General features: G+C 42.9%; 22 protein-coding genes and 1 pseudogene. 11 read left to right on the top strand and 12 right to left on the bottom strand.

All coding sequences use genetic code 11. The features are described 5' to 3' along the window. Complete coding sequence (locus OO774_RS07925) at positions 1-1182, bottom strand: amidase (RefSeq protein ID WP_264905999.1); 1182 nt, start codon at positions 1180-1182, stop codon at positions 1-3. A 106-nt stretch (positions 1183-1288) separates the two neighbouring features. Beyond that, on the bottom strand, positions 1289-2728 hold the full coding sequence (locus OO774_RS07920; protein WP_264905998.1) for an NCS1 family nucleobase:cation symporter-1: 1440 nt from the start codon (positions 2726-2728) through the stop codon (positions 1289-1291). A 338-nt stretch (positions 2729-3066) separates the two neighbouring features. Here OO774_RS07920 and OO774_RS07915 point away from each other — a divergent pair, with 338 nt between their 5' ends. From OO774_RS07915 to puuE, 3 genes are all read left to right on the top strand, one after another. Next, positions 3067-3738 carry a GntR family transcriptional regulator gene (locus OO774_RS07915; protein WP_264905997.1) on the top strand — a complete coding sequence of 224 codons (672 nt, stop codon included), beginning with the start codon at positions 3067-3069 and terminating at the stop codon, positions 3736-3738. A gap of 6 nt (positions 3739-3744) precedes the next feature. Beyond that, on the top strand, positions 3745-4476 hold the full coding sequence (locus OO774_RS07910; protein ID WP_264905996.1) for an aspartate/glutamate racemase family protein: 732 nt from the start codon (positions 3745-3747) through the stop codon (positions 4474-4476). A 302-nt stretch (positions 4477-4778) separates the two neighbouring features. Beyond that, positions 4779-5708, top strand: a complete 930-nt coding sequence (gene puuE / locus OO774_RS07905) for an allantoinase PuuE (RefSeq protein ID WP_264905994.1) — start codon at positions 4779-4781, stop codon at positions 5706-5708. Between the two features lie 134 nt (positions 5709-5842). On the opposite strand, the gene OO774_RS07900 is transcribed toward puuE, so the two are convergent. Continuing rightward, positions 5843-6202 (bottom strand): hypothetical protein, encoded by a 360-nt coding sequence (locus tag OO774_RS07900; RefSeq protein WP_264905993.1) that lies wholly within the window; start codon positions 6200-6202, stop codon positions 5843-5845. Between the two features lie 278 nt (positions 6203-6480). Here OO774_RS07900 and OO774_RS07895 point away from each other — a divergent pair, with 278 nt between their 5' ends. From OO774_RS07895 to OO774_RS07885, 3 genes are all read left to right on the top strand, one after another. Beyond that, a complete protein-coding gene (locus OO774_RS07895) occupies positions 6481-6711 on the top strand; it encodes a PAS factor family protein (RefSeq protein ID WP_263838582.1) in 231 nt (76 codons plus the stop codon). A 420-nt stretch (positions 6712-7131) separates the two neighbouring features. Next, complete coding sequence (gene mqo, locus OO774_RS07890; protein ID WP_264905992.1) at positions 7132-8733, top strand: malate dehydrogenase (quinone); 1602 nt, start codon at positions 7132-7134, stop codon at positions 8731-8733. Between the two features lie 487 nt (positions 8734-9220). Next, positions 9221-9562, top strand: a complete 342-nt coding sequence (locus OO774_RS07885) for a DUF3316 domain-containing protein (protein WP_014231685.1) — start codon at positions 9221-9223, stop codon at positions 9560-9562. Between the two features lie 85 nt (positions 9563-9647). On the opposite strand, the gene nlpI is transcribed toward OO774_RS07885, so the two are convergent. Beyond that, complete coding sequence (gene nlpI, locus OO774_RS07880; RefSeq protein WP_264905990.1) at positions 9648-10589, bottom strand: lipoprotein NlpI; 942 nt, start codon at positions 10587-10589, stop codon at positions 9648-9650. Positions 10590-10802: 213 nt separating this feature from the next. Between nlpI and OO774_RS07875 the strand changes: the two genes are divergently transcribed. After that, on the top strand, positions 10803-10919 hold the full coding sequence (locus OO774_RS07875) for an HAD hydrolase family protein (protein ID WP_264905989.1): 117 nt from the start codon (positions 10803-10805) through the stop codon (positions 10917-10919). 197 nt (positions 10920-11116) lie between these two features. After that, positions 11117-11542 (top strand): septal ring lytic transglycosylase RlpA family protein, encoded by a 426-nt coding sequence (locus OO774_RS07870; RefSeq protein ID WP_264905988.1) that lies wholly within the window; start codon positions 11117-11119, stop codon positions 11540-11542. Positions 11543-11711: 169 nt separating this feature from the next. On the opposite strand, the gene OO774_RS07865 is transcribed toward OO774_RS07870, so the two are convergent. Next, positions 11712-12095: an energy transducer TonB gene (locus tag OO774_RS07865; protein WP_264905987.1), complete on the bottom strand. Its 384-nt coding sequence runs from the start codon at positions 12093-12095 to the stop codon at positions 11712-11714. A 286-nt stretch (positions 12096-12381) separates the two neighbouring features. Here OO774_RS07865 and OO774_RS07860 point away from each other — a divergent pair, with 286 nt between their 5' ends. Together OO774_RS07860 and panF are read left to right on the top strand one after the other, a co-directional pair. Next, a complete protein-coding gene (locus OO774_RS07860) occupies positions 12382-12663 on the top strand; it encodes a YhdT family protein (RefSeq protein WP_014231677.1) in 282 nt (93 codons plus the stop codon). Beyond that, on the top strand, positions 12656-14143 hold the full coding sequence (gene panF / locus OO774_RS07855) for a sodium/pantothenate symporter (RefSeq protein ID WP_264905985.1): 1488 nt from the start codon (positions 12656-12658) through the stop codon (positions 14141-14143). The genes OO774_RS07860 and panF overlap by 8 nt, the downstream gene beginning before the upstream one ends. A 730-nt stretch (positions 14144-14873) precedes the next feature. Here panF and OO774_RS07850 read toward each other — a convergent pair. The 6 genes and pseudogenes from OO774_RS07850 to OO774_RS07825 form a co-directional block, all read right to left on the bottom strand. Continuing rightward, on the bottom strand, positions 14874-15845 hold the full coding sequence (locus OO774_RS07850) for a helix-turn-helix domain-containing protein (protein WP_264905984.1): 972 nt from the start codon (positions 15843-15845) through the stop codon (positions 14874-14876). Between the two features lie 66 nt (positions 15846-15911). Beyond that, positions 15912-16313, bottom strand: coding sequence for an ester cyclase (locus OO774_RS07845; RefSeq protein WP_264905983.1), 402 nt, complete (start codon positions 16311-16313; stop codon positions 15912-15914). A 21-nt stretch (positions 16314-16334) separates the two neighbouring features. Further along, positions 16335-17111, bottom strand: a complete 777-nt coding sequence (locus OO774_RS07840; RefSeq protein ID WP_264905982.1) for an MBL fold metallo-hydrolase — start codon at positions 17109-17111, stop codon at positions 16335-16337. Between the two features lie 244 nt (positions 17112-17355). Continuing rightward, positions 17356-18090 (bottom strand): SDR family oxidoreductase, encoded by a 735-nt coding sequence (locus tag OO774_RS07835; protein ID WP_264905981.1) that lies wholly within the window; start codon positions 18088-18090, stop codon positions 17356-17358. A gap of 323 nt (positions 18091-18413) precedes the next feature. Beyond that, positions 18414-19352 (bottom strand): annotated as a pseudogene (proW, locus tag OO774_RS07830) (glycine betaine/L-proline ABC transporter permease ProW); the annotation flags it as partial. 33 nt (positions 19353-19385) lie between these two features. Next, positions 19386-20564, bottom strand: coding sequence for a glycine betaine/L-proline ABC transporter ATP-binding protein (locus OO774_RS07825; RefSeq protein ID WP_264905978.1), 1179 nt, complete (start codon positions 20562-20564; stop codon positions 19386-19388). Positions 20565-20950: 386 nt separating this feature from the next. On the opposite strand from OO774_RS07825, the gene OO774_RS07820 reads away from it, so the two are divergent. Next, on the top strand, positions 20951-21961 hold the full coding sequence (locus tag OO774_RS07820) for a LysR substrate-binding domain-containing protein (protein ID WP_264905977.1): 1011 nt from the start codon (positions 20951-20953) through the stop codon (positions 21959-21961). 76 nt (positions 21962-22037) lie between these two features. Here OO774_RS07820 and OO774_RS07815 read toward each other — a convergent pair whose 3' ends face one another. After that, complete coding sequence (locus OO774_RS07815; RefSeq protein WP_264905975.1) at positions 22038-23063, bottom strand: helix-turn-helix domain-containing protein; 1026 nt, start codon at positions 23061-23063, stop codon at positions 22038-22040. Between the last annotated feature and the right edge of the window lie 36 nt (positions 23064-23099).

Raw genomic sequence — 23099 nt, 5'->3', positions numbered from 1 at the left:
TTAAGACTCTCCTTTGATTAAAGACGACGCCGTCGCAATCAGGTCGTATTCGCTGTTAGTAGAACCAAGCAATGACACACCACAAGGTCCATTTGTAATGTTAGTCATTGGAATATGAAGTTGAGGGAATCCACTTAAACCCGCGAGACTGGTTAGACCCATAAGATCAGAGCGATATTGCGCTAAGTCTGCGTCTGGAGTCGTGAGTTTAGGTGATTTTCCTGGGGTGGTTGGTAATACCCACAACGTATCCTTGTCCGCAAGTTGCTCAGCCAGCCAGCTGGTAAACTTCGCTTGTTGTTCTTTCCCTTCACGATAATCCTGAGCCGAAATGGTACGCGCCCATACAACTCGTTCTTGTATTGCAGGTGCCAGTGTATGTTGCCACTCATCAAGCCACGCGCTATGGCGGTCAATAATTTCATAACCTTGAATAGTTCTGAATAATGCACTCAAGTCACCCAAGTCATAGCCTGCGTCTTGCAGAGCATTGCTGAATTCAAGCTGAATATTTGCACTGTCAGCCCACTGCTTCAGTTCCTCTAGGCGTTCATTTCCCAGAGTTTTTGACAAGCTTTGATCCAAAATCAGTGTTTTCGCGACAGTTTGAGTCTGAGTTTCAGGGCCAAGACATGCATACACGTTTTTCAGCGTTGATAGGTCTCGGCTAAATACACCAGCAGTATCGAAGCTTTCTGCCAGAGTGAAACTGTTTGCCAATGACAACTGCCCCAAGGTTGGGCGTAAGCCGAAAAGGCCGCAGTAACTCGCTGGAACACGTACTGAACCACCAGTGTCTGTTCCGATAGAAAAATCAACATCGCCTTTCGCTACCGCAACAGCACTGCCGCTTGAAGAACCACCCGGTAAACAGTCAGGTGCCAAAGGATTGACAGGCGTGCCATAGTGAACATTAATACCATTCAGGCTGTAAGCCAACTCATCAGTTTGAACTCGGCCCTTGCACTCTGCTCCCTCGTTCAGAAGCGAGATGATAAGTGGAGAAGAGCTTTCTGCTTTGTTGTGCGTCTCTAGCCACTTAGGATTTCCTGCACCAGTGACAAAACCCTCTACGTCAAACAGATCTTTAAAGACAAAACTCAACCCATTCAGTGAGCCTTGTTTTAAAGCCGGCAGGTAATCAGGCCCTTGGGTACAATAAATACGTTGATCGATTTCCATTCTTCTCATTCCTTTGAAGTAAACAAGTAACCAGCTAATGAGTTACTTGTTTACTTTATCTTTAGGTTGGCGATTTAATTCAAATTAAAGCCACGCATAAAGTTCTTTATTGTTGCTTTGCTAAAGCTGATTTTGATACCCAAAACAATTTTTTTTGCATCAGCTGCTTATAAACGATTGCTGAAATCAGACCACCGATAAACAACGCGTAGTTCGCTAATTCAGTGACAAAGAAGGTCGCAATAATGGCAGCGACACTTGCTATCACTAGCGCGTAAACACTGTTCATGTTAACGCCGTTTTTGTACCAGTACTGACCTTGTGGCGATTCAGTGTAAAGCGATGGGACATCGATTTGTCCTTTCTTCACAATGAAGTAGTCAACAATGATGATGCCGTATAGTGGACCAATCATCGCGGCCAGAACGTCAACTGTGTAGTGAATCACTTCTGGGTTGTTAAACAGGTTCCAAGGAGTCAGTAGGATTGAACCAAACGCTGCAATGAAACCACCCATTTTAAAGCTGATTTTCTGTGGTGACACATTCGAGAAGTCGAACGCTGGTGCAACAAAGTTCGCCACAATGTTGATACCGACTGTCGCGAAAATAAAGGTCAATGCACCAAGAACCGTGATTAAGCCAGAATCAAGGCGTTTAACTGTTTCAACCGGGTCAACAATCATCTCACCAAAAACTGGAATCGATGCTGACACAATAACCACACTGAACAGAGAGAACACAATAAAGTTCAGTGGCAGACCCAACAAGTTACCAATCTTCAAGTCTTTGTAGCTTGAACAGTAACGAGAGAAGTCGCTAAAGTTAAGTGTTGGACCCGCAAAGTAACCTGCAACCAATGCTGTAGCGATGACCATCTGAATGATTGCTTCAGAACCAACCAGTGTTTCTTTACCTAGGTTAAAGCTGATGTTCTCCCAACCTGCCAGATTGATCATGTATGCACAAAGGGCAAACATCGCGATGTAAATCGCAGGGCCAGACCAATCAATTACTTTACGAATCATGTCCATACCGAACATAAATACGATTGCTTGCAGTACCCACATTGAGCTAAAGCCAACCCAACCTAAGTAAGATAAACCTAGGAACGAGTCATTTGCTAAACTCTCCATCGATGGGAAGAAGTACAGCAGCAAGATAATGAACGAACTTGATGCTAAGTAAGTTTGAATACCGTACCAAACGACAGCAATAATGCCTCGAATCACAGCTGGAATATTCGCACCAAACACACCAAACGACATACGAGCGACGACAGGGAACGGAACACCCGCTTTCTGTCCTGGCTTACCCATCAAGTTGGCAAATACTAATACAATTGATATCCCCGCTAACAAACTGATGAACACTTGGATACCATTTAATCCAAGCGCAAATAAACTCGCTGCAAATACATATCCCCCTACACTGTGCACGTCTGACATCCAAAACGCGAAGATGCTATACCAGCCCCACTTCTGTTCCTTCTCTGGCGCTAGGTCCTCGTTGCTTAGCCTTGGGCTAACAGGTAATTCCTTTTTCATGTGCTTATCTCCATTACTAATTGTATACAATCCCAAATACAATTAGCGTGCCAATTCTGAAACCCCCCGCCATACAACGAATTGGTGAAACTTGCCCCATGAAATCGCCCTTATAGCGCACCAGATTTGACCATAGTGCACATTTTTGGTGCCACAAGCAGTGCATATATACTCAACTCACCTGTCCTTTTGGTCAAGTAATTTGAATAGATAAACAATAAAGAGGCTATAACAGGCAAACATTTATAATAAGATTGTATACAATAGTGCATGCAGACTTGTTTAGTGGTATACATATTGCTTTGTTGGGTTGGATAAAAAATTTGGGTCGATTACCTATGTCAAACGATGAAAAAATCTATCAACAAATATTGAAAGCAATTGTTGAGCACAAACTTGAACCTGGGGAGCGTCTTCCTGAGGACAAGCTGTCAGAAGCTTTTGGTGTAAGCCGAACTGGCATTCGTAAAGTGTTGCAACGGTTAGCACTTGAACGATTTGTGGTTATTCAACCTAATAAAGGCGCTCATGTGAACAGCCCAAGCAAACAGGAAGCCGAAGAGGTATTGAATAGCCGCATTTTACTCGAGCCATTACTGATCACCGATATTCTTCGTAACTGGGACGAAAAGCAGTCTAATTACTTGCGCTCCATTGTTACTCAGGAAGATAAAGCGACCCAGCATGGTGATTTAGCCGAATCTATCCAACTAACCGCTAAGTTTCACTATGAACTGGCCAAACAATCAGGTAATTCCGTATTGGCCGAGTTTGTTGAACAGCTTTGTTACCGCTCTTCACTGGTCATCGCTGCGTATGGCTCAAAACATAGCGTGAGCTGCGACTGTGGCTCTCACTCAGAACTTATAGAACTGCTCGACAACTTTCAGGATGAAAAAGCTCAGCAATGGATGAAGCATCACTTGGTCGTGATCAAATCGTCATTGGAGTTGGAATCGAAATCTAAAGAGCCGGTTAATTTTCATCAACTTTTTTGCGAAACGGACTAATACAAAATGAAAATCAATTTGATCAACCCTAATACTTGTCAGGGAATGACAGACAAAATCGCGGTCAGCGCACAAACCGTTGCCTTACCTGGCACAGAAATCATTGCGTCTTCACCCGTTGACGGCCCGGAAAGTATTGAAAGTGCATTTGACGAAACGCTCGCTGCTGCAGCGCTCCTTGATGTGATTCGCACTGGCGAAGAGCAAGGTGTCGATGCACACATTATCGCCTGCTTCGGTGATCCTGCTCTTGACGCGGCACGTGAAATTGCTACCAAGCCAGTGATTGGTATTGCAGGTGCCGCATTCCAGCTAGCGAGTTTGGTGTCTTACCGTTTTGGTGTCGTCACTACCATGACCAGAACGTTACCTGCTAGTGAACATCTTCTTCAACGTTACGGTTACCACCACTTGTGCAGCGGTGTTCGAGCGACAGATATTCCGGTATTGGAACTTGAATCTCTAAGTATGGACACTTATCAGCTACTTGCTGAAGAATGCCGTAAAGCGATCAAAGAAGACGGTGCCGAAGCCATCGTACTCGGTTGTGCTGGCATGTCTGACTTAGCCAACGAGCTTTCAGAACAACTGAACGTACCTGTGATCGATGGCGTTGTTGCTGCAGTGAAACTCGCAGAGTCTCTGCACCAACTCAAACTAACAACATCGAAAAGTGGCCAATACGCAGCGCCTTTGGTGAAGCCAATCCACGGTATATTCAAGCACTGGTCGCAATAATAAAGACAACACAGCAGCTATCGGATTTTGATCGCTTAACGAGCCTATGAGTTGAAACCCCAATTTTAGCTCATCTCGTCATTCCAGCGAGCATTAGCGAGACTAGGAATCTAATATCAGCATGCTGTGAGGTTTTAGAACTACCCTAACATTAATGCACTCTTAAACTAGATTCTGAATCACGCTCCTCCGTCGCTGTTCAGAATGACGGGATGGTTTGAATATGTTGCTCTGTATTAAGCGGGCGATTTTGAAAACTATCCCACACTTCACTAAATATTTTTAATATCAAGGTTTACTTTATGGAAGAAAATAACCCTCGCGACTATATCGGTTACGGAAGAGATAACGTTCCTCACGCCAACTGGCCAAATAACGCTAAGATTGCCGTGCAATTTGTACTTAACTATGAAGAAGGTGGTGAAAACTGCGTACTTCATGGTGATGAGCATTCAGAAACATTCCTTTCTGAGATCGCAGGAGCAGAAGCGTATAATGACCGACACATGAGTATGGAGTCACTCTACGAATACGGTTCCCGTGTCGGTGTTTGGCGAATCTTAAACGAGTTTAAACGTCGCGAGCTTCCACTAACCGTGTTTGGCGTTGCTACTGCATTGCAGCGTAACCCAGAAGTCACCAAAGCGATCGTTGAAGAAGGGCATGAAATTGCCTGTCACGGCCTGAAATGGTTGCACTATCAGAACACGCCAATTGACGTTGAACGCGAGCATATGATTCAAGCACTGGATATCATCGAAGAGCTGACAGGCACACGCCCAATTGGTTGGTATACCGGACGTGATTCACCAAATACACGTGAACTTGTCGCGGAACAAAACGGCATGCTATACGACTCTGATTATTACGGTGATGACCTGCCTTTCTGGACACAAGTGTCAGACAAAAATAACGCAGGCAGCACACGACCACACCTTGTGGTCCCGTATACATTAGACACCAACGATATGCGTTTTTCCTCCCCTTACGGCTTCAGTCACGGGGACGAGTTTTTTGAATATCTGAAAGACCACTTTGACTGCCTGTACGAAGAAGGCTCAGAAACTCCGAAAATGATGTCGGTCGGTCTGCACTGTCGTGTGGTTGGTAAGCCAGGTCGCTTCAAAGCGTTAAAACGTTTCTTAGATTACATTCAATCTCATGACGCAGTTTGGGTAGCAACCCGTGAAGACATTGCAAGACACTGGATTGAGAACCATCCACCAGCGTAATTGGGTTTTGACCAAATAAGTATCAAAAAGAGCGAAATAATTTCGCTAGCCACTCTGTTCATCGAGAGCTTTACATCACTCTCGATGACTCTTTCTGTTGCAGTGCCTTCATTTATTTTTGAGCATTCTCTTTATCACGTTGCTAATGAACGGAACGCAGACAAAAGCTCGGAGCAGACATACTTGAGCAAGAGGTCAGTTTCATTCTCGCAGGATAGATTCAAGTGCAGTTTGGTTGTGTTGCCCTTACCTGTCACCTCAACCAGCAACTTTCTCTCGTCACCGCTCAACGGGATATTAAACAATCTCAATAGCGATTCCGCTTGGCCAGAAGCGTTCTCAAACCCTAGATCGTGCTGATACTCGAGAAATACCTCTTCACCTTGCACGACACAAGAATACTGCCCCGGTTGAAGGTAAGTGCCAAGCTGATATTCAAGGTCTGCCATGTGCTCTGCCACGGTAGAAAGACGATTGTTTAGTTTACTTAACATATTGCCACCTTTTGTTTCGCTCACCTCAGTACATTAAAGCTTATAAGAAGCTTCTCAAGGTGGATTTTGCTCAAAACTTTAATGATTCCTTGAGCTTTAGTGCAAACGAATCCACTAGGGCAGTGAAAACTGCTAGTAATAAAAAACACACCAAATTATTCATCCAGCTAATTACACCAATACCTGTTAAACCCGTTGATATGTGACCGAAGCGTCGGATTTTCGTCTTGCAAACCACTAAACTATATGCACCCCCAACAATAAGAAACGTAATTACAATGAAAAATCTTATTTATGACACACTAGTTAGCCTTGCAAGCCAGGAACCAGAACAACACGCCAAAATCCGTCAAGACTTATACGAGCAGCTCGATCTGCCTTTCGATAAGCAGCTGATTTTGTATACGTGTGCACTTGGTCCGGCAAGCTCTGGTAAACTCGACAACAGCGAGGCGCTTAACAACACCGTAGAGAGCGTCATCAAATTACTCGAAACTCCTGAACGGTAATTTTCGTTGTCTTGTTTAAGGTCCGCATCTCAACCGGGCCTTTTTTGAACCCTCAGGTAAAACCATTCAACATCCTACTTTCGCTCAGTTGCACACGAGTCAGCAATAAAACACATAGCCCTTGTACCATTACCGCTAGCCCGCCAAATTTTTCATTGCACAAGCATTACAACGGTGGCGATCTCACTACCCAACGTGGTACAGTCAGTGCCCTTATTATTCTCGATCACTTATCTTCGGGCTGTATTTATCGTAAAACGTTTAAACAGAGCTCAATCAGGAGGCACCTAGTAAACTTAGCGATCCAAGCGATTTTCACAATCGTTAATAACAACAAAAAATGAAAACAAAATACTTTGAAGACAATAACGTATCCCTCGCTTTCAACTACTTGTTATTTTAGAGAGAGATTACACCCCAATGAACAACGTAACTGGTATAAATGAATTAAACCAGCTCAGTTCTGACAGAGAAAAAATGGTTGATATTGTCTTGATCGGAGGAGGTATCATGAGCGGGACGCTTGGTACATTCATCCAACAATTAGAGCCCAACTGGACAATAGAAATGTTTGAGCGTCTTGATGACATCGCTCAAGAAAGTTCCAACGCATGGAATAACGCCGGAACGGGGCATGCTTCTCTAGCGGAATCAAATTACACACCAGAGAAGCCAAATGGCCAGGTAACGATAGGTAAAGCTGTTGATATTTATGAACAATTTCAACAATCTCGTCAGTTTTGGTCCTATCTGGTTGAGGAAGGCACAATTAGTAACCCGGGTAGCTTTATCAAAAGCGTGCCCCATATGAGTTTCGTCACTGGCGAAAACAATGTCGAGTTTCTGCGTAAACGTTTCAAATTGCTTCGAACTATTGCTCTTTTTGATGGCATGGTTTATTCCGAAGATAAACAACAGATCCGCTCTTGGGCTCCATTATTGATGGAAAACCGCGATCCAAGCCAGCCTGTTGCAGCCACTCGTTCCCGTTTCGGTACCGATGTGAACTTTGGTGCTCTGACGCATCACATGGTTGATTCCCTGAAAAGAAATCAAAACTTCAAACTCAACTTGCAACACGAAGTCCGTTCACTGAAACACCAGCCCGATGGCACCTGGAAAATAAAAGTAAAGGATCTCAGCAATAACAAAACTCGCACCATACATAGCAAATATGTATTTATAGGCGCAGGCGGAGCATCGCTTACCCTGCTGCAAAAATCAGGGATTAAAGAAGCCAAAAGTTATGGTGGCTTTCCTGTAGGTGGTCAATTCTTAGTAAGCGAAAAGCCTGACATCGTTAGAGCCCATAAAGCAAAGGTATATGGCAAAGCGCCTGTCGGTGCCCCGCCTATGTCGGTGCCACATATGGATGCCCGAGTCATAGATGGAAAAGAAGTGGTTCTATTCGGCCCATTTGCAACCTTCTCAAGTAAGTTCCTGAAAAAAGGTTCCTTATTAGACTTGTTTAATTCCGTACGCCCATCAAACTTACTGCCAATGACGCAAGTCGGAATGAAGAGCTTCGATCTTATTAAATACCTCTTCGGCCAGTTAACACAGAGTAATGAAGACCGAATGAATGCGCTGCGCGAATTTTTTCCGTCGGCAGACATCAAGGATTGGTCTTTGGTACAAGCTGGTCAGCGCGTACAAATCATAAAGCATGTGCCAGGTAAAGGTGGTGAATTACACCTTGGGTCCGAACTTGTTCACGCTGAAGATGGTAGCCTCACCGCCTTATTAGGCGCATCACCAGGTGCATCAGTTTCAACGTCGATTATGCTTCAATTACTTGAACGTTGTTTCAGTAACGAGATGGCTTCGGATAAATGGAAGCAGAAGATTAGAGAGATGATTCCGTCATATGGGTTGTCTTTAATCGAACATCCTCAATTGAATCAAGAAATTTTACTTAAAACGAGTGAAACCCTGCACTTAGAGCTGGACTTACTCGAGGTTCGCTCAAGTAAAGAAAACATAGTTGAGCAAAACGAACCGGTTTTTGCTTGCAGGGCTTAATGTCCTGCGGTTTTCAACGTTTTATTCTCCTATTCTACTCAACTTCCATAACCAAAATACCGCCCGTAAAGGGCGGTATTTTTGTTCTTCAAATGTATGAAAGGTAAGGAAAAGCCTGAGCCTGACATAAACTCACTGCACTTCTCACTCTAAAACCAGATGCTCCTGTGGGCTCATTGAGCGACTAAAAAGCCATCACTAAGAACATAAGAATAAAAATAGCCACCTATCGCCATACTCATTAATGACAGAACGCTCAACTAATGAGCAACAAAACTTGATCGAGGTCAAATTAGTGCTACTTTTTAAGTATGGATCCTCTGTTTTGGGAGTACATCCATGCAAGTCAAAGCTGATTTTTCATTTTCAGACAGCAGAAAGCTTGAAGGTTTTAAGAAGATGACTATCAGGATGATATCAAGAACTAATGAATTGGGAACTTAGTCTTTGTGTGTGCCTAATATCCTGTTCATTAAAAGGTACTGTTATGAAAGCGTTAATTACAATCTTATGTATGTTTTTTGCGTTTACCGCTACCGCTGGTGAACGGATGGTTCAAAACAACAAAAAACTATACTCAGATACATTTGCTAGTAAAGAAGAAGCGATCAATGCTGGTTTCAATATGTACGATTCACTAGCGAGCGCAAATGACAACCAGTTACGTTGGAAACTGAATCCTACTGGTCAAAGCGTTGTCGGACATAGTATGAATGTAGAAAGTGCTCAAGTGAGGGTTGAGGAAGTCCCAGTATCTAGAGGTACTGTTGAGTATCGTGCCATTGTTGACGTTGATTTCAACTACAGAGTTAATGAAGACGGTCGCTAAACGACAGGTTTTGATATGAATTAATAAAAGGCGAACAACTCATTGAGTTGTTCGCCTTTTCTATTTAGGTATCTTCAAATGGTACTTAGTTTAAACTAACAAATTTTTCTGTATTACCCGTTTCTTTCGCAGCTTTAAAATCTTTTGAAATACGCTCTAACTCTAAATATGCATAGCTATGCTCATTATAACTGCATACGTTCAAAGATATCGCTAACTTGTACACTGATAGCGCTCGGCTCATATCGCCATGTTCCATATAATACTTACCTAAATAAAAATAAGCTTCGGTAAGTTGCTGTGCCATCACTTTATTATCTGTTGTGCTATTAGTAACCAGTTTGACAGCGTGTTCTTCAGTTATTTCGTTTAGCAGTATACCCGCTAACACCCAACCCCATTCATCGGTGCGGTTTTTATAGCTCTCTTGTAACTTTGCCTTTGCTGCAGTTTTATCAACGTCCGATTCTATAATGTATAACCAGATAGCACGGAAAGGATCATTCGGGTTGTCCTCATGGAAAGTTTTCATATCTTCCAGTGCAAGTTCCGGTCTTCCACCATAATAAAGTGCAATTGCACGGTTATAGATGGCCTGCTTATTATTCGGATCCAATTCAAGAGATGAATAAAATGCGTCATAGGCAGCATCAAACTGACTCAGTTGGGTGTAGTACATCCCAAGCAGATTATAGATATCAGGTTGTTGAGGGTTGATCTGCAGCGACTTGGCATAGTCTGTACTCGCCAAATCTCTTAACCCTATCTCATCATAATAGAGACCTCGTTTTAAATAGATTTCTGCACGAGCCTCATCGTCGAGTTCTTTATCTGTCAGGAGATGATTTAGTTTTGCAATATTAGCCTCTGCCATTGCATTCGGTTGCAACGGTACAGCCATAGCTGGATAAACTAATTGTTTTTCATTTCGGGTTGAGCTTTCTTGGGAAATGTCTTGCTCAACAGGGTTACATCCTGTCAAAACAATCAGCGCACCTAGACTATAAAACTTATACCATTTAACCATATCTTTACTCCAATTCTACTCCCGGAATCAGCTTGGGAGTCATTCGAGCACCTTTATAGCACAAAAAATAATCAAATTGCTAACTATTAACCAAATGCTCAATAAGAATCTCATTGTTACTGATCTATCTAGTGATCACTTTACTTAAATGTCTTTTCCTTGCTGTCTATTTGCGTGTTATCGAAATGCATAGCTCTCCATATAAATTGGCTAATGGAACGTGCTCACTTTAGCTTTGCCATGCGTAATGCTTTTGAAGAGACGAAAGCGGCTGCAAACTATGTCACGCGTTCGAATGATGAGGAGCTTGAAATAGGTCAAATTGAATAATCATCTCGTTCAATCGTCAAAAGGGCCTAACGTTGGTAATTTAAGATCCAAAAATTTTCTTACCCATGACCAAACTAAATGCAGTCTATGAAAGAATCAGTAATCGTATTGAATGATAGCGCTTGTCTCATTCAATTTTCTACTGACTTAATGTAATAGTGGCAAGCCTGACCATGTTGTGTAACAAGCTAAAACGCATGAAAAAACTTAACCTCATTTTTGTCGCTTTGATCCTTAACTTGTTAGTTGGGTGTTCCTCAGCCTCGGCCATAAGCCAGGATAAAACGACAAGTTATTCAAGATCACATCAGCTTACTGGTAAAGCTTCATGGTATAGTCAAAAGTTTCACGGAAAGCGTACAGCTAGTGGTGAGCGGTATAACAAAGGAGCTTATACTGCGGCTCATAAAAGCTTACCTTTTGGAACAATCGTGAGAGTTACCAATACAGCAAACGCCAAAAAGGTAGATGTCAAAATCAATGATCGAGGTCCTTTTGTAAAAGGCAGAGTCATTGACCTTTCACAAGAAGCATTTGAGCAAATAGGCAACATCAAAAAAGGCGCCGTGCCGATAAAAATTGAAATTATTGATGATAGTAATACCTTTAGGTATAAAAACTAAACCCCTGCTCGGAATTAACCTTGATAATAAACTTTGAAAAGATTTGGCATAGCACTAGGGCAATGCCGTCGCGATCCGATAACTTTGCTGTTTGCGAAAAATTGGCTGCTGACACAGCCAAAGCGATACTATTGTCTAATAAAAGAAGGCTTAAACGTTTTAGGCAAGTTTATCTACTTTGAAAACTGATTTCAGTAGTCACGTAAACAGGTACTTTTAATGTGTTAGATTCAGCCGAAACATATTCTAGTTTACTCAAAGCCTTTAACGCGATGAAGTCCCACTTCCCCTCGGGAGATGATTCTACAATTGTAGGGTTAAATATCTCTCCATTCGAATCTATTAAATAGTTAATTTGTACATAACCATCTATTTTTGGCACATCAATATGTGGCTTTAAACTGAACCTAAAATCCTCAGATGTCTGAACCCAATAATCTTCTAAGTCCTGTCGCTCAACTTTAATTGGTGATTGTGTCAGATAAACTTCCTGCTTTGATGCACAACCACTTAAAGCTAAAAGACTTATCGATAATAAACTCACAATTCTCATTTACACTCCTTGTAAAATATAACACCTTGTTATGGGGTGAGTAGCATAATGCTGAAGCTTTATTAAGCCACCTTATATTTTATAATCAACAGGTTGAATTGATAAAAGAAGGTTGGTTCACAAAATCGAGCATTCGCTCTAGGTTCACCTGATTGATGGCTGACGATGAGCATTACTAGCTTCAGCCACTGAAAAATGGAAAATTAGGCCTCACCTGTTAATGTTCTAGTCCAATTGTTTTAGAGTATGCCTCCTACGGTAGTCGATTTAACTAAACAGTGAATTTATGCAAAAAAACTCTGATCTTATCCATCAGGCTAATCGCGAAGCATGTTGGGCGATACTTCTTGCTCTGGGCTACTTTGCCTGGTGGTACTGTGGTGCCTATGTTTTCTCTGCGCCAAAAGACGAACTGCAACTCCCTCAATTATACTGGGGCATGCCACTGTGGTTTGTATTGTCATGTGTACTTGGCCCAATCCTTTTTACCGTGCTATGCGCGCTAATGGTTAAATACCTTTATAAGGATATCCCTCTCGATAAATACGACGACGAACATTATGAATAGCCAGCTTATTATTCCTTTATGCATTTACCTTTTTGCGGTTTTCTCTCTGGCATTCCTGACTCGCCGTTATCACAAGCCGGGGAACTTTCTTACCGAATACTTCGTGGGAAGCCGCAGTATGGGAGGATTTGTCCTCGCGATGACGCTTGCCGCTACCTATGCGAGCGCCAGTAGCTTTATCGGCGGACCGGGGGCGGCTTACAAAATGGGCTTGGGCTGGGTGTTACTGGCAATGATCCAGCTGCCAGCGACCTGGCTGACTCTGGGCGTTCTGGGGAAAAAATTTGCGATAGAAGCAAGACGCCATAACGCTTTGACGATCAATGATATGTTATATGCCCGCTTTAAGAGCCGAAAAGTCGTGATCTTCTCTTCACTTGCTCTGCTTCTGGCCTTTTTCGGAACAATGGTAGTGCAATTTGTTGGGGGTGCCCGCCTGTTGCAAACTGTGCTTGGGATCAGCTATCAGAATGGGCTACTGTTATTCGCCTGTACAGTCGGCATATACACGACTATTGGTGGTTTCCGGGCTGTTGTTCTGACAGACACCGTTCAGGGGGTGATGATGGTCATCGGCACCATCGTTCTGCTGGCTGGTGTTATTCATGCTGGTGGGAGTCTGGAAAACCTGGTCACCAAACTTCACTCCATTGACCCTGCTCTGGTGACACCATATGGTCCGGATCATTTCCTGAGCCAGCCGTTTATCCTGAGCTTTTGGGTTCTGGTCTGTTTTGGCGTGATCGGGTTACCTCAGGCTGCTGTTCGATGCATGTCATACAAAGACAGCCCTTCTCTGCATAAAGGTATGGTGATCAGTACAATTATGATTGCATTGCTGATGTTTGGGACTCACCTGACCGGGGCCTTAGGAAGAGCGATCGTGCCAGAGATTGCCAGCCCGGATCAAATAATGCCAACACTGATGATGACGGTTCTGACCCCAATGTTTGCCGGAATTTTTCTCGCAGGGCCAATGGCGGCCATTATGTCGTCTATCGATTCACAGCTAATTCAGGCATCATCGACGCTGCTGAAAGACCTTTATATAAACTATATCAATCCTCAGATTGTTGAAGACAAGCGTGCAGACAGTAAACTGAACCGCATTTCACTGTGGACGACGGCTATCTTCGCCAGTCTGGTCTTTGTTGCTGCGACGAATCCCCCAGATATGATCATCTGGCTGAACCTTGTCGCATTAGGAGGTTTGCAGGCCGTATTTTTATGGCCGCTGGTACTTGGTTTGTACTGGTCAAAAGCATCGGCAACCGGCGCGTTTAGCTCCATGGTCATTGGGCTTGGTGTATACATCAGCTTAGTTTGGATCAAACCCGATATGGGTGGTGTTCACCCCATCGTTCCGACGATGATTACGGGCATGCTTACGTTCGTTATCGGCAGTTTATTGAAGCCGAATGCTTCTGAAAGCAAAGAGCTAGTATCAGTCAAAACATACTGCACACAGAAAGAACGATAGTTGATAAAAGCGACAAGCTCGTGGGCACAGATAGGCGCAATTGTTCCTAACTGTGCCCAATAAGGAATGGCTCAGTGCACATTACGCCTATAAATAGACAAAGTTCAGATGGGAAACATTGGGCTGGATTTGGTTAAACCTAGATACGACAAAGCCCGCACGAATGCGGGCTTTGTGTTTGTTCACGAAGAACTAAATTTGGTGGGTCTGGGCGAACTCGAATCGCCGCCCCCTACCATGTCAAGACATGTTTAGTTTTATTTAAAAAGCTTGAGAACATCGTATAAAAGAAAAATCAGTATGTTAACTTGAAAATGACTTCTACCTATATTGGGTCATTAAATAACCAGTTGATAAATGAGCACAACCTGGTCACAAATCATAAAGTTCCTATCTAGGATATAGATTACCCTTTGCTTGCCCTACTCTATAGCTCGCAGTGGTGAAATATGGACATATTTGAGAAGTTCAATCAGGACATCAGAAAACAAATAATCCAGTTCGATTTAACGAATAATCAGATGGACAAATGTTTCATTAGTGACGCAAAAAAAATCAGTTTCTTGTTGCGAAATTGGTTCAAAAGAGACGAAGGAAAACGCAGCATATTCCAGTCCAAAGAATGGTTAGATTTGTATCCGAATTTGAATACGGTGGAAAAAACAGCGGCTTATCTTTCAATATCAAAAAAGGATTTCTAACCTAAACATGCGTGAGTGATTTTCTGAGTCTAAACCGTTTGATGGAACGTTTTACGCCATCGAGTAGGTGTGACTGCATAGCGTTCTTTAAATTTATCACGGAAAATGAGAACAGAACTAAAACCGGTTTTCGCAACAATTTGGTCAATTGATAAGTCTGTAGACTCAAGAAGGTCTTGAGCTAAGTTGAGTCGCTCAGACGTCAGCCATTCACCAAATGCCATCCCCGTCGCCTTGTGAAACTTTCGAGTAAAAGTACGACGCGTCATCATCACAGAATCCGCTAGTTCATCCAGCGTATACTTGTGACTAATGTTCCTTCTAATCTCATCCATTAAAGCATTAATACGAGCGTCGGAAGTGCTCACGGGAATAGGTTGCTCAATAAACTGTGCTTGGCCTCCATCTCGGTATGGCGGTACCACCATTCTTCTCGCCACTCGATTCGCTATCGCACTGCTGTAATACTTCCGAAAGACATACAAACAGCAATCAATCCCCGCAGCTGTGCCAGCAGAAGTAATAACACCACGGTCTTCAACATATAGTGCGTTGGGATCGAGTGAAACTTCAGGAAAGCGCTGGATGAAATCTTGCTCTAACTCCCAATGCGTTGCTGCTCTTCTCCCTGACAACAACCCTGCATATGCCAACACGTAACCACCTAGGCACAGTCCGACAATGAGTGCACCTCGTGCGTGCGCATCACATAAAGCATCAATCAGTTTTTGATTAGGGCGCTCATCCACACTTCGCCAGTAAGGTACAACGATGATATCACTATGTTCCAATACGCTCAGATCTTCATCCGTGTGAATTTCCATCCCGATATCTGACCAAATCGGACCTTCCTCCCCCGCGACAAATTTGAGGTCGAAAAACGTTTCATTCAGCGTATCACGCCCAAAAACAATGCTTGGAACAGAAATATGAAATGGACTGAATTGGTTAATAACAATAACCGCTACGGAAGGAATCGAGTGATTTTCTGATGAGTGCATGAAAGCTTTCCAAAGTAAGAAACAGAGTCGCGATAATGCACGACTCTGTAATTATATACTCAAGCGCTAGACTTCTAATTGTTTCATTATCTCTGACTCATTAAAGTGCGCTCGTTTTTCAATGATTTTATCGTCTTTAATGGTCAATAACATCATTAAAGAGAAACGCACCTTCTTATGAGTTGGCTGAATATCATGCATTGGCGCTGAATGAACGCCTTCAAATATCATGTAGCAGGCTACCTTGTCATCATGCGCAAAAATGTCATGTATGCGAAAAGTAAAACCTGGGTAACCATCCATATTTCCCTTCTCTTGAGCAAGGAACCCATCAATATTTAAAGGTGTATCTACTTGAGAATAAAAAGTAAACTGCTCATGACACATAGATGCCACAGCGTCATAATCATTATCCTCAATAGACTGGTAAAAAGATTTGACCAGTTCAATGTTTTTTTCTGCGCTCATGCTTACCCCCTAATATAAAGCTTATAACGATACGGTCTCGCCATCTTCTGGGACGAAGACGAAATCACTAATCATGTTTGCTTGAGCGTAATCACGCATTTCTTGCGTAGTAACCAAAACATGGTTCACTGCACCCATATGTGTCGCAACAATTTTAGCTTCTGGCAGAACTTGGTGCGTTTTCAACACGTCTTCTTTGCCCATGATGATCGGACCAAAGCCAAGTACATGTGCCCAACCTGTATTAAGAACGACAACTCCTGGTCGCTCTTTTTTCATTGTTTCTTCAACGCTTGGGATCCAAATCGTATCGCCAACAACATACAGTTTTTCTTCATCATTATGGGAGAAGATAACGCCGGTTACTTCACCCAAAATTTCTGCCATTTGCTCATGCTGAAAAGCCGCTTCAGGACCGTGCTGACATACGGTACGAGTAAATGAAATACCGTGAAAATCTGTCTCTTCTGAGAAAATTTGTACATTGGTAAAGCCTTGTCCACGAACAATCGCCTCATCCCCTTCATGCTGTACAAACAATAGCTTATCTTTAGGGATTGCATTTACAGCAGTCTCATCCCAATGGTCAGGGTGAGTATGAGTCAACAGAACTGCGTCTACATTGATGATGTCATCTAGAGAAAGTGGTAACTCTACTGTTGGGTTACGTAAATGTGAATTTGCCGTCCCTTCAAATCCAGGGTACATACCCTTTGGTGCCAACATTGGGTCGATTAGAAACGTTTTGCCTGCGTAATCGATAATTTGTGTCGCATTGCGAATTTGAGTGATTTTCATGACTTTGCTCCAGGTTAATCATTATGTGTTTTGTTTTGATAGGAGCATTATAAGAATCTCCCAGAATGCTAAAACTGTCCATAGGGACAGATAAGCATGCTATTGGGACAATATGGCCATTTCTGCACTTAAAGCAATCAATGGGCCAATAGCGATTTACGTTACGTAGAAGGGTTTTAGAGGTTAGTATCACAAGCACTTTGAACAGCTAGTAAACCCTACTTTCTCTAATTCCAACTTGCAGTTATGGAAGGCTGAGCTTTGCCATCCGACCACCATCAACGGTGAAGATTTGTCCTGTGATAAAGCTAGCGTCGGAAGAGGCGAGCATTGCGACCATTGATGCGACTTCTTCGGTCTCTCCCGCGCGACCAAGCGGATGAATGCGACCGATCGTTTCTGCAAATAACTCGGCATCAGCGGAGTTATTAATCATGTCTTGGTTTAGTTCAGTATTAATCCACCCTGGCGCGATTGCATTGCAGCGAACACCATCACTACCGGCGTCTACAGCGACTGCTCGTGTCAATCCGTGAATCCCCGCTTTCGTTGTACAATACGCAGTATGATTTGGATTCGCGGCTAAACCTTCTATCGAGCCGGTGTTAACAATATTGCCTTTTGTTTGTCTTAAATACGGCAACGCCGCCTGGATTAATAGAAACGGCGCAGTCAAATTAACAGTAATATTGCGCTGCCAGTCTTCTAGCGTCGTCTCTTCGATGCTAGCTTCTTGCATCATGCCTGCATTATTGATCAACACGTCTAATTTTCCATGGCGGCTCACCACTTCCTCAACAAGCTTTTGCGGGCAGTTAGGATCGGAGAAATCTGCAGCGATACTTTCAAAGCCTTCATCTTTACGTCTTTGAGCCGTGATTACAATGGCGCCTTCGTCAGACAACCTCATCGCAATCGCGCGGCCAATACCTGTCCGGCCACCGGTGACCAATACGACTTTTCCTTCGAAGCGTTTCATGTTCATTTCTCTCCTTTTCGAACCGTTTATACATCAAGCCAGGTTTTTAAAGTTTTGCTTTTGATGTTTGAGTGTTAAAAACACTAACAATTCACTCGTCTTTACATCAAGATAGAATCACCAAGGTTAAGAAACCAATTTTGAAGGAGGTACGATTTAGTGCTGTTTGGATCACTTGAGTGACTGAACAACAACGGAATGATTAAGGTTGCGTTAAACTGACAATTTTGAGTGTATTCCAACCAATCTACCCAAGCTAATGACAGAAAAAAGCAGAACCGTTTGGCCCTGCTTCTGCATGTATTCATCTGATTAGAAAATGTTTATTGCACAGACTTAACCGGCTGATTTGAAAATACAGAGCGGTAAGCACGAACCAATAAACCCACCGGCCCTGTTTCATACCAATGACCCGTATTTGTAATGTTTGAGCGCTCGCCCATGGCTTGTGTTAGACGGTCAAGATAAATCGCAAGTAATACAAGCCCTAAACCACCAGTGGTTGCAAGCGCCATATCAAGACGTCCGATTCCACGTAAAACCATTTGCCCTAAACCACCAACCGAAATCATCGAAGCAATCACCACCATAGAGAGTGACAACATTAATGTTTGGTTCACACCGGCCATGATGGTTGGTGTTGATAACGGTAACTGTACCTTAAACAGCATCTGACGCGGCGTACAACCAAAGGCACGTGCAGCTTCAATTTTATCTTCTGGAACCTGACGAATGCCAAGGTTAGTCAGGCGTACAAGAGGCGGCAATGCAAAAACAATCGTGACTAATACTCCAGGTACGTTACCGATCCCAAACAACATAACAACAGGAACCAAGTAAACAAAAGCGGGTAATGTTTGCATCGCATCAAGAACGGGCCGCACGACCTTTTCTAAACGATCACTGCGTGCACACAAAATGCCAATTGGAATGCCAGTGATAGCGCAGAAGAATAATGCAGTTAGCACCAAGGACAACGTCGTCATGGCTTCAGACCAAACGCCTATTAAGCCAAGGAAAAATAACGTTACAAAGCAAAATGCCCCCATTCGCTTGCCCGCGATTTGCCAGCCAAGCAAAGACGATAGAATAATACCAATAAGAGGTGGTATCGCCTGAAGAAAGTCTTCTGAAAAATCTAGGACCATGTCAATTGGCCATCGAATAGCCTGAAACACTGGACGAAAGTTTTGTACGAAATATTGAAGGATGCTTTCTGCCCACTGGCCAACGGGTAAGGAAAGATCTTGGAACGGGTCAAGTATACTGATATCAAACATAATAGATTCTCCCTGTTAATGGCTTAATGAATTCAGCAATTGGTCTTTCGATATAGACCCACGGAACTCACCGTTTTCGGCGATAACAGGCAGTGAATATGATGTGCTTGTCGCCAGTTTCATAACATCTTCTAATGATGTATCTGTATGAACCGATAGGTAGTCTTTTTCAGCTAACTTGAGTAATTGATTAGTATCCTCAGCGGGCGAAGATTTAACCTTTGCCAGCGATATCACCCCTTTCAATTTGTTCTCATCGTCAACTAAATAGCCAAATTCCTGACCGAGATTTTCAAATGGATGAACCTTGCCGTTAACTTTGATCGTACAGCTGTTTTGTTGGTCTGCAATATCGCCTGCCTTGAGTAATTTCGTGTTTGAAACGCCTTTAAAGAAGGTTGCTACGTAGTCATCGGCAGGATTCATCATCAATTCTTTTGGCGTACCTACCTGGACTACACGACCACCTTCCATAATGGCGATCCGATCCCCAATGCGAATGGCTTCGTCTAAATCGTGAGAGATAAAAATAATGGTGCGTTGCTGCTCTTTCTGTAAGCGAATGAGTTCGCCTTGCATTTCGTAGCGGATAAGTGGATCGAGGGCTGAGAAAGCTTCATCCATGAGGAGGATAGTTGGGTCATTGGTTAGGGCTCTGGCTAATCCCACACGTTGTTGCATACCACCAGATAGTTGATGAGGATAGCTTTTCTCATGTCCGGCTAAGCCTACTTGAGCAAGAGCTTCTATTGCTCGGTCTGTACGTTCTTTGATTCCAACTCCAGAGACTTCTAAACCAAACGCCGCATTTTCCAAAACGGTCATATGAGGCATTAGTGCGAATGATTGGAATACCATGCTCATTTCTTTGCGTCTCACATCAAGCAATTCATGGTCACCTAAGCAAGTTATTTCTTTACCGTTGAGCGTTATGGTTCCTGAAGTTGGTTCGATCAGACGGTTGAGCAGCCGCACCATGGTAGACTTTCCGGACCCGGAGAGCCCCATTATGACGAAGATCTCCCCACGCTTAACAGAAAAGTTGGCATTCAGAACGCCGATGGTTTGCCCAGTTTTCTCAAAGATTTCGTCTTTTCCCATCCCACTATCTAACATCTGTTTCGCGATATCCGGCTTGTCGCCAAATATCTTAAAAACATCTTTTATAGCGAGAATTTCTTGTTCATCATTCATCTCCGTTCCCTCTTCAATTATTTCAATCGATTTTTTAGCCCATGGTTTTTACGAACCCATGCTAAAACACATCCAATGTGTCAAACCCGTTACTGATGTTACATAAATGTTTATTTGAGGACGAACTACTTTTCGTAGAGGCAAAACATAACTGCAAGTAATCATTTACTTAATAGTTCTTTGAATTCTCACAAATATTAACGCATTCAACCCATTGTTTTATTTTCTCTTAATGAGCGGTAGTCCTGTTGCGCTAGAAACAAAAGCATTATATGTTCGTAGATATAGTTTCGCCGAGACCACCTATTTCTAGTACGTTTTAAACGTGAAAGGTGGCCTCAGGAGTTGATGGCGAAACACTAGCCAAGGATTGGAATTAGTAGCATATGGCGAAACATACAGAACCTGACAGAATACTTATGAAGATGCCGTCACTAAGAGCGATTAGATCGTTTGTAGCGGCAGCTAAATATCAAAGCTTCACTAGTGCAGCAGAATCACTTTGCGTCACACAAGCGGCTATCAGTCGTCAAATTAGAGAACTGGAAGCAACGCTTGGCATTAAATTATTTAATAGAGTTGGTCGAACTGTAGAGCTAACTGAAGAAGGCAGTATTTTCTATGATGCTGCGTACTTGTCTTTTGTAAATATTGCCCAGGCAGCACAACGTATCGATCAGCACAACGATCAGCATCAGGAAGTGACTATTTGCTGCTCACCGGCTTTTTCAGCACTTTGGTTAACATCAAACCTACCTCAATTTTGCGCTCAACACCCCGAAGTTAAGGTAAATGTCATCAGCACAAACAACTTTTTAAATTTAGAGCCTGGTGCACATCCCGATCTGTTTATTAGCAAGACAGTCACACCACGTGAAGGCTATGCCTCCATCCCACTGTTTTACGACGTCATTTATCCAGTATGTAGCCCTGAATATTTGAAGCAACACGCGGATTGTGAGAATACCAATAATTTGGCTAATTCAAAGCTACTTAACCTAAGCCCATATGGTCGAGCCCAGCTTGCAGAACATGTTGATTGGGATGTTTGGCTGACAGAATCCGGTAATGAGCCACCACTGCAAGGAAGCTATAGTTTTACCTCAAATGACTACAACTTACTGATACAAAGTACGCTTAACCATCAGGGTATTTGCCTAGGTTGGCACCACTTGGTAGACGATCTAATCAAGCAGGGTAAGTTAGTAAAGGTAGGTAAACAAGAGCTGATCTATCGCGAGAAGTGTCATTACTTAGTATACGATGAAACCAAAACTCAAAACGCAGCATTTGCCGCTTTTAGAGACTGGTTGCTCTATTCCGTGAGCCAATTACCTACCTCGATTGTTGAGGACAGAGTTCTACAAAGTAGCACCTATAGCAAGTACAGTCAGTAGTACAGCACTAGCATTATCTCGATGACTTCCTTGAAGATATTAGGGTAAAAGCCACGTTATGCGACAACGAACTCGGTCAACAATGCCTTGAGCGTTGTCTAAGTTTCGTTGGAGTGTATCCAAAGTAATCTTTAAAACAATTGCTAAAGTGGCTACTACTTACAAATCCGCAGCTTAGCCCTATTTGGATGATAGACTGGCTGCTATTTTCTAGCTCTTTATGGGCGAATACTAGACGCAATTTTAAGTAGTAGCGTGATGGCGAAATATCCAAATGGGTTTGAAAAAGCCTCTCTAACTGTCTTCGCGACATAGACGAAAACCTTGCAATTTCATCTGGCGTCAATGGCTCTTCAATATTGGATTCCATTAATGATATTGCTTCCTGTAACGGTGCTGGATACGCTTTTTCGTCTGGTTGCTCTTTATCTGCTGTGCTACGTAAGATAGCCTGTCGACCTTCCGAAGCCTGATCGCAGCTTAAGATCTCTCGAATCGCTCGAACTAACTCCTTATTAAACAGCGAATCTATCATCGCAAGCATCATTTCCATAGCACTATTTGGCCCAGCACAACTAGCGCTCTCTTCATCAACCTCATAAGTATGCGTAGATAATTTTATCTCTGGAAAATGATCATTGATGTAAGGATGGTTGTTAGGGTGGACAGCAGAAATCGTATTATCTTCAACGACACCAGCATGTGCTAAAGCAATCGTCCCATTCCACAAACTACCAAGTTTTATATTCTGCTTTTTAAGCGAAATTAAACAGTCGCTAAGCGCTGAAGAGGCTTCAGTAGTACATCTATAGCCTCCACAAACAAAGACCCAGTCTAATGTGCCTCTATTATGTAGGTTTAATGATGGTACGGTCGCATCGGTCGCTATATCAATGCCTATATCACTCAGTACCTTACGCGAATCTATGCCAAATGTTTGGATTTGAAATAGTTCAGTTTCATGCACAAGATTCGCAGTAATAAGAGCATCCATTGCTGCCGTAAATGCCATTAAGGAAAAATGAGGTTGGAGAATAAAACCAATCCTGATAGGTAAGGAGCCTGTTTTTGGCTGAATAAGACGCGGGGACGTAGACTGCATTTATTTCTCACTTCTTTGATATAAAGACAAATAATA

It is taken from the genome of Vibrio sp. STUT-A11, from assembly GCF_026000435.1.
Classification (GTDB): domain Bacteria; phylum Pseudomonadota; class Gammaproteobacteria; order Enterobacterales; family Vibrionaceae; genus Vibrio.
This window is presented reverse-complemented; position numbering and strand designations above follow the sequence as displayed.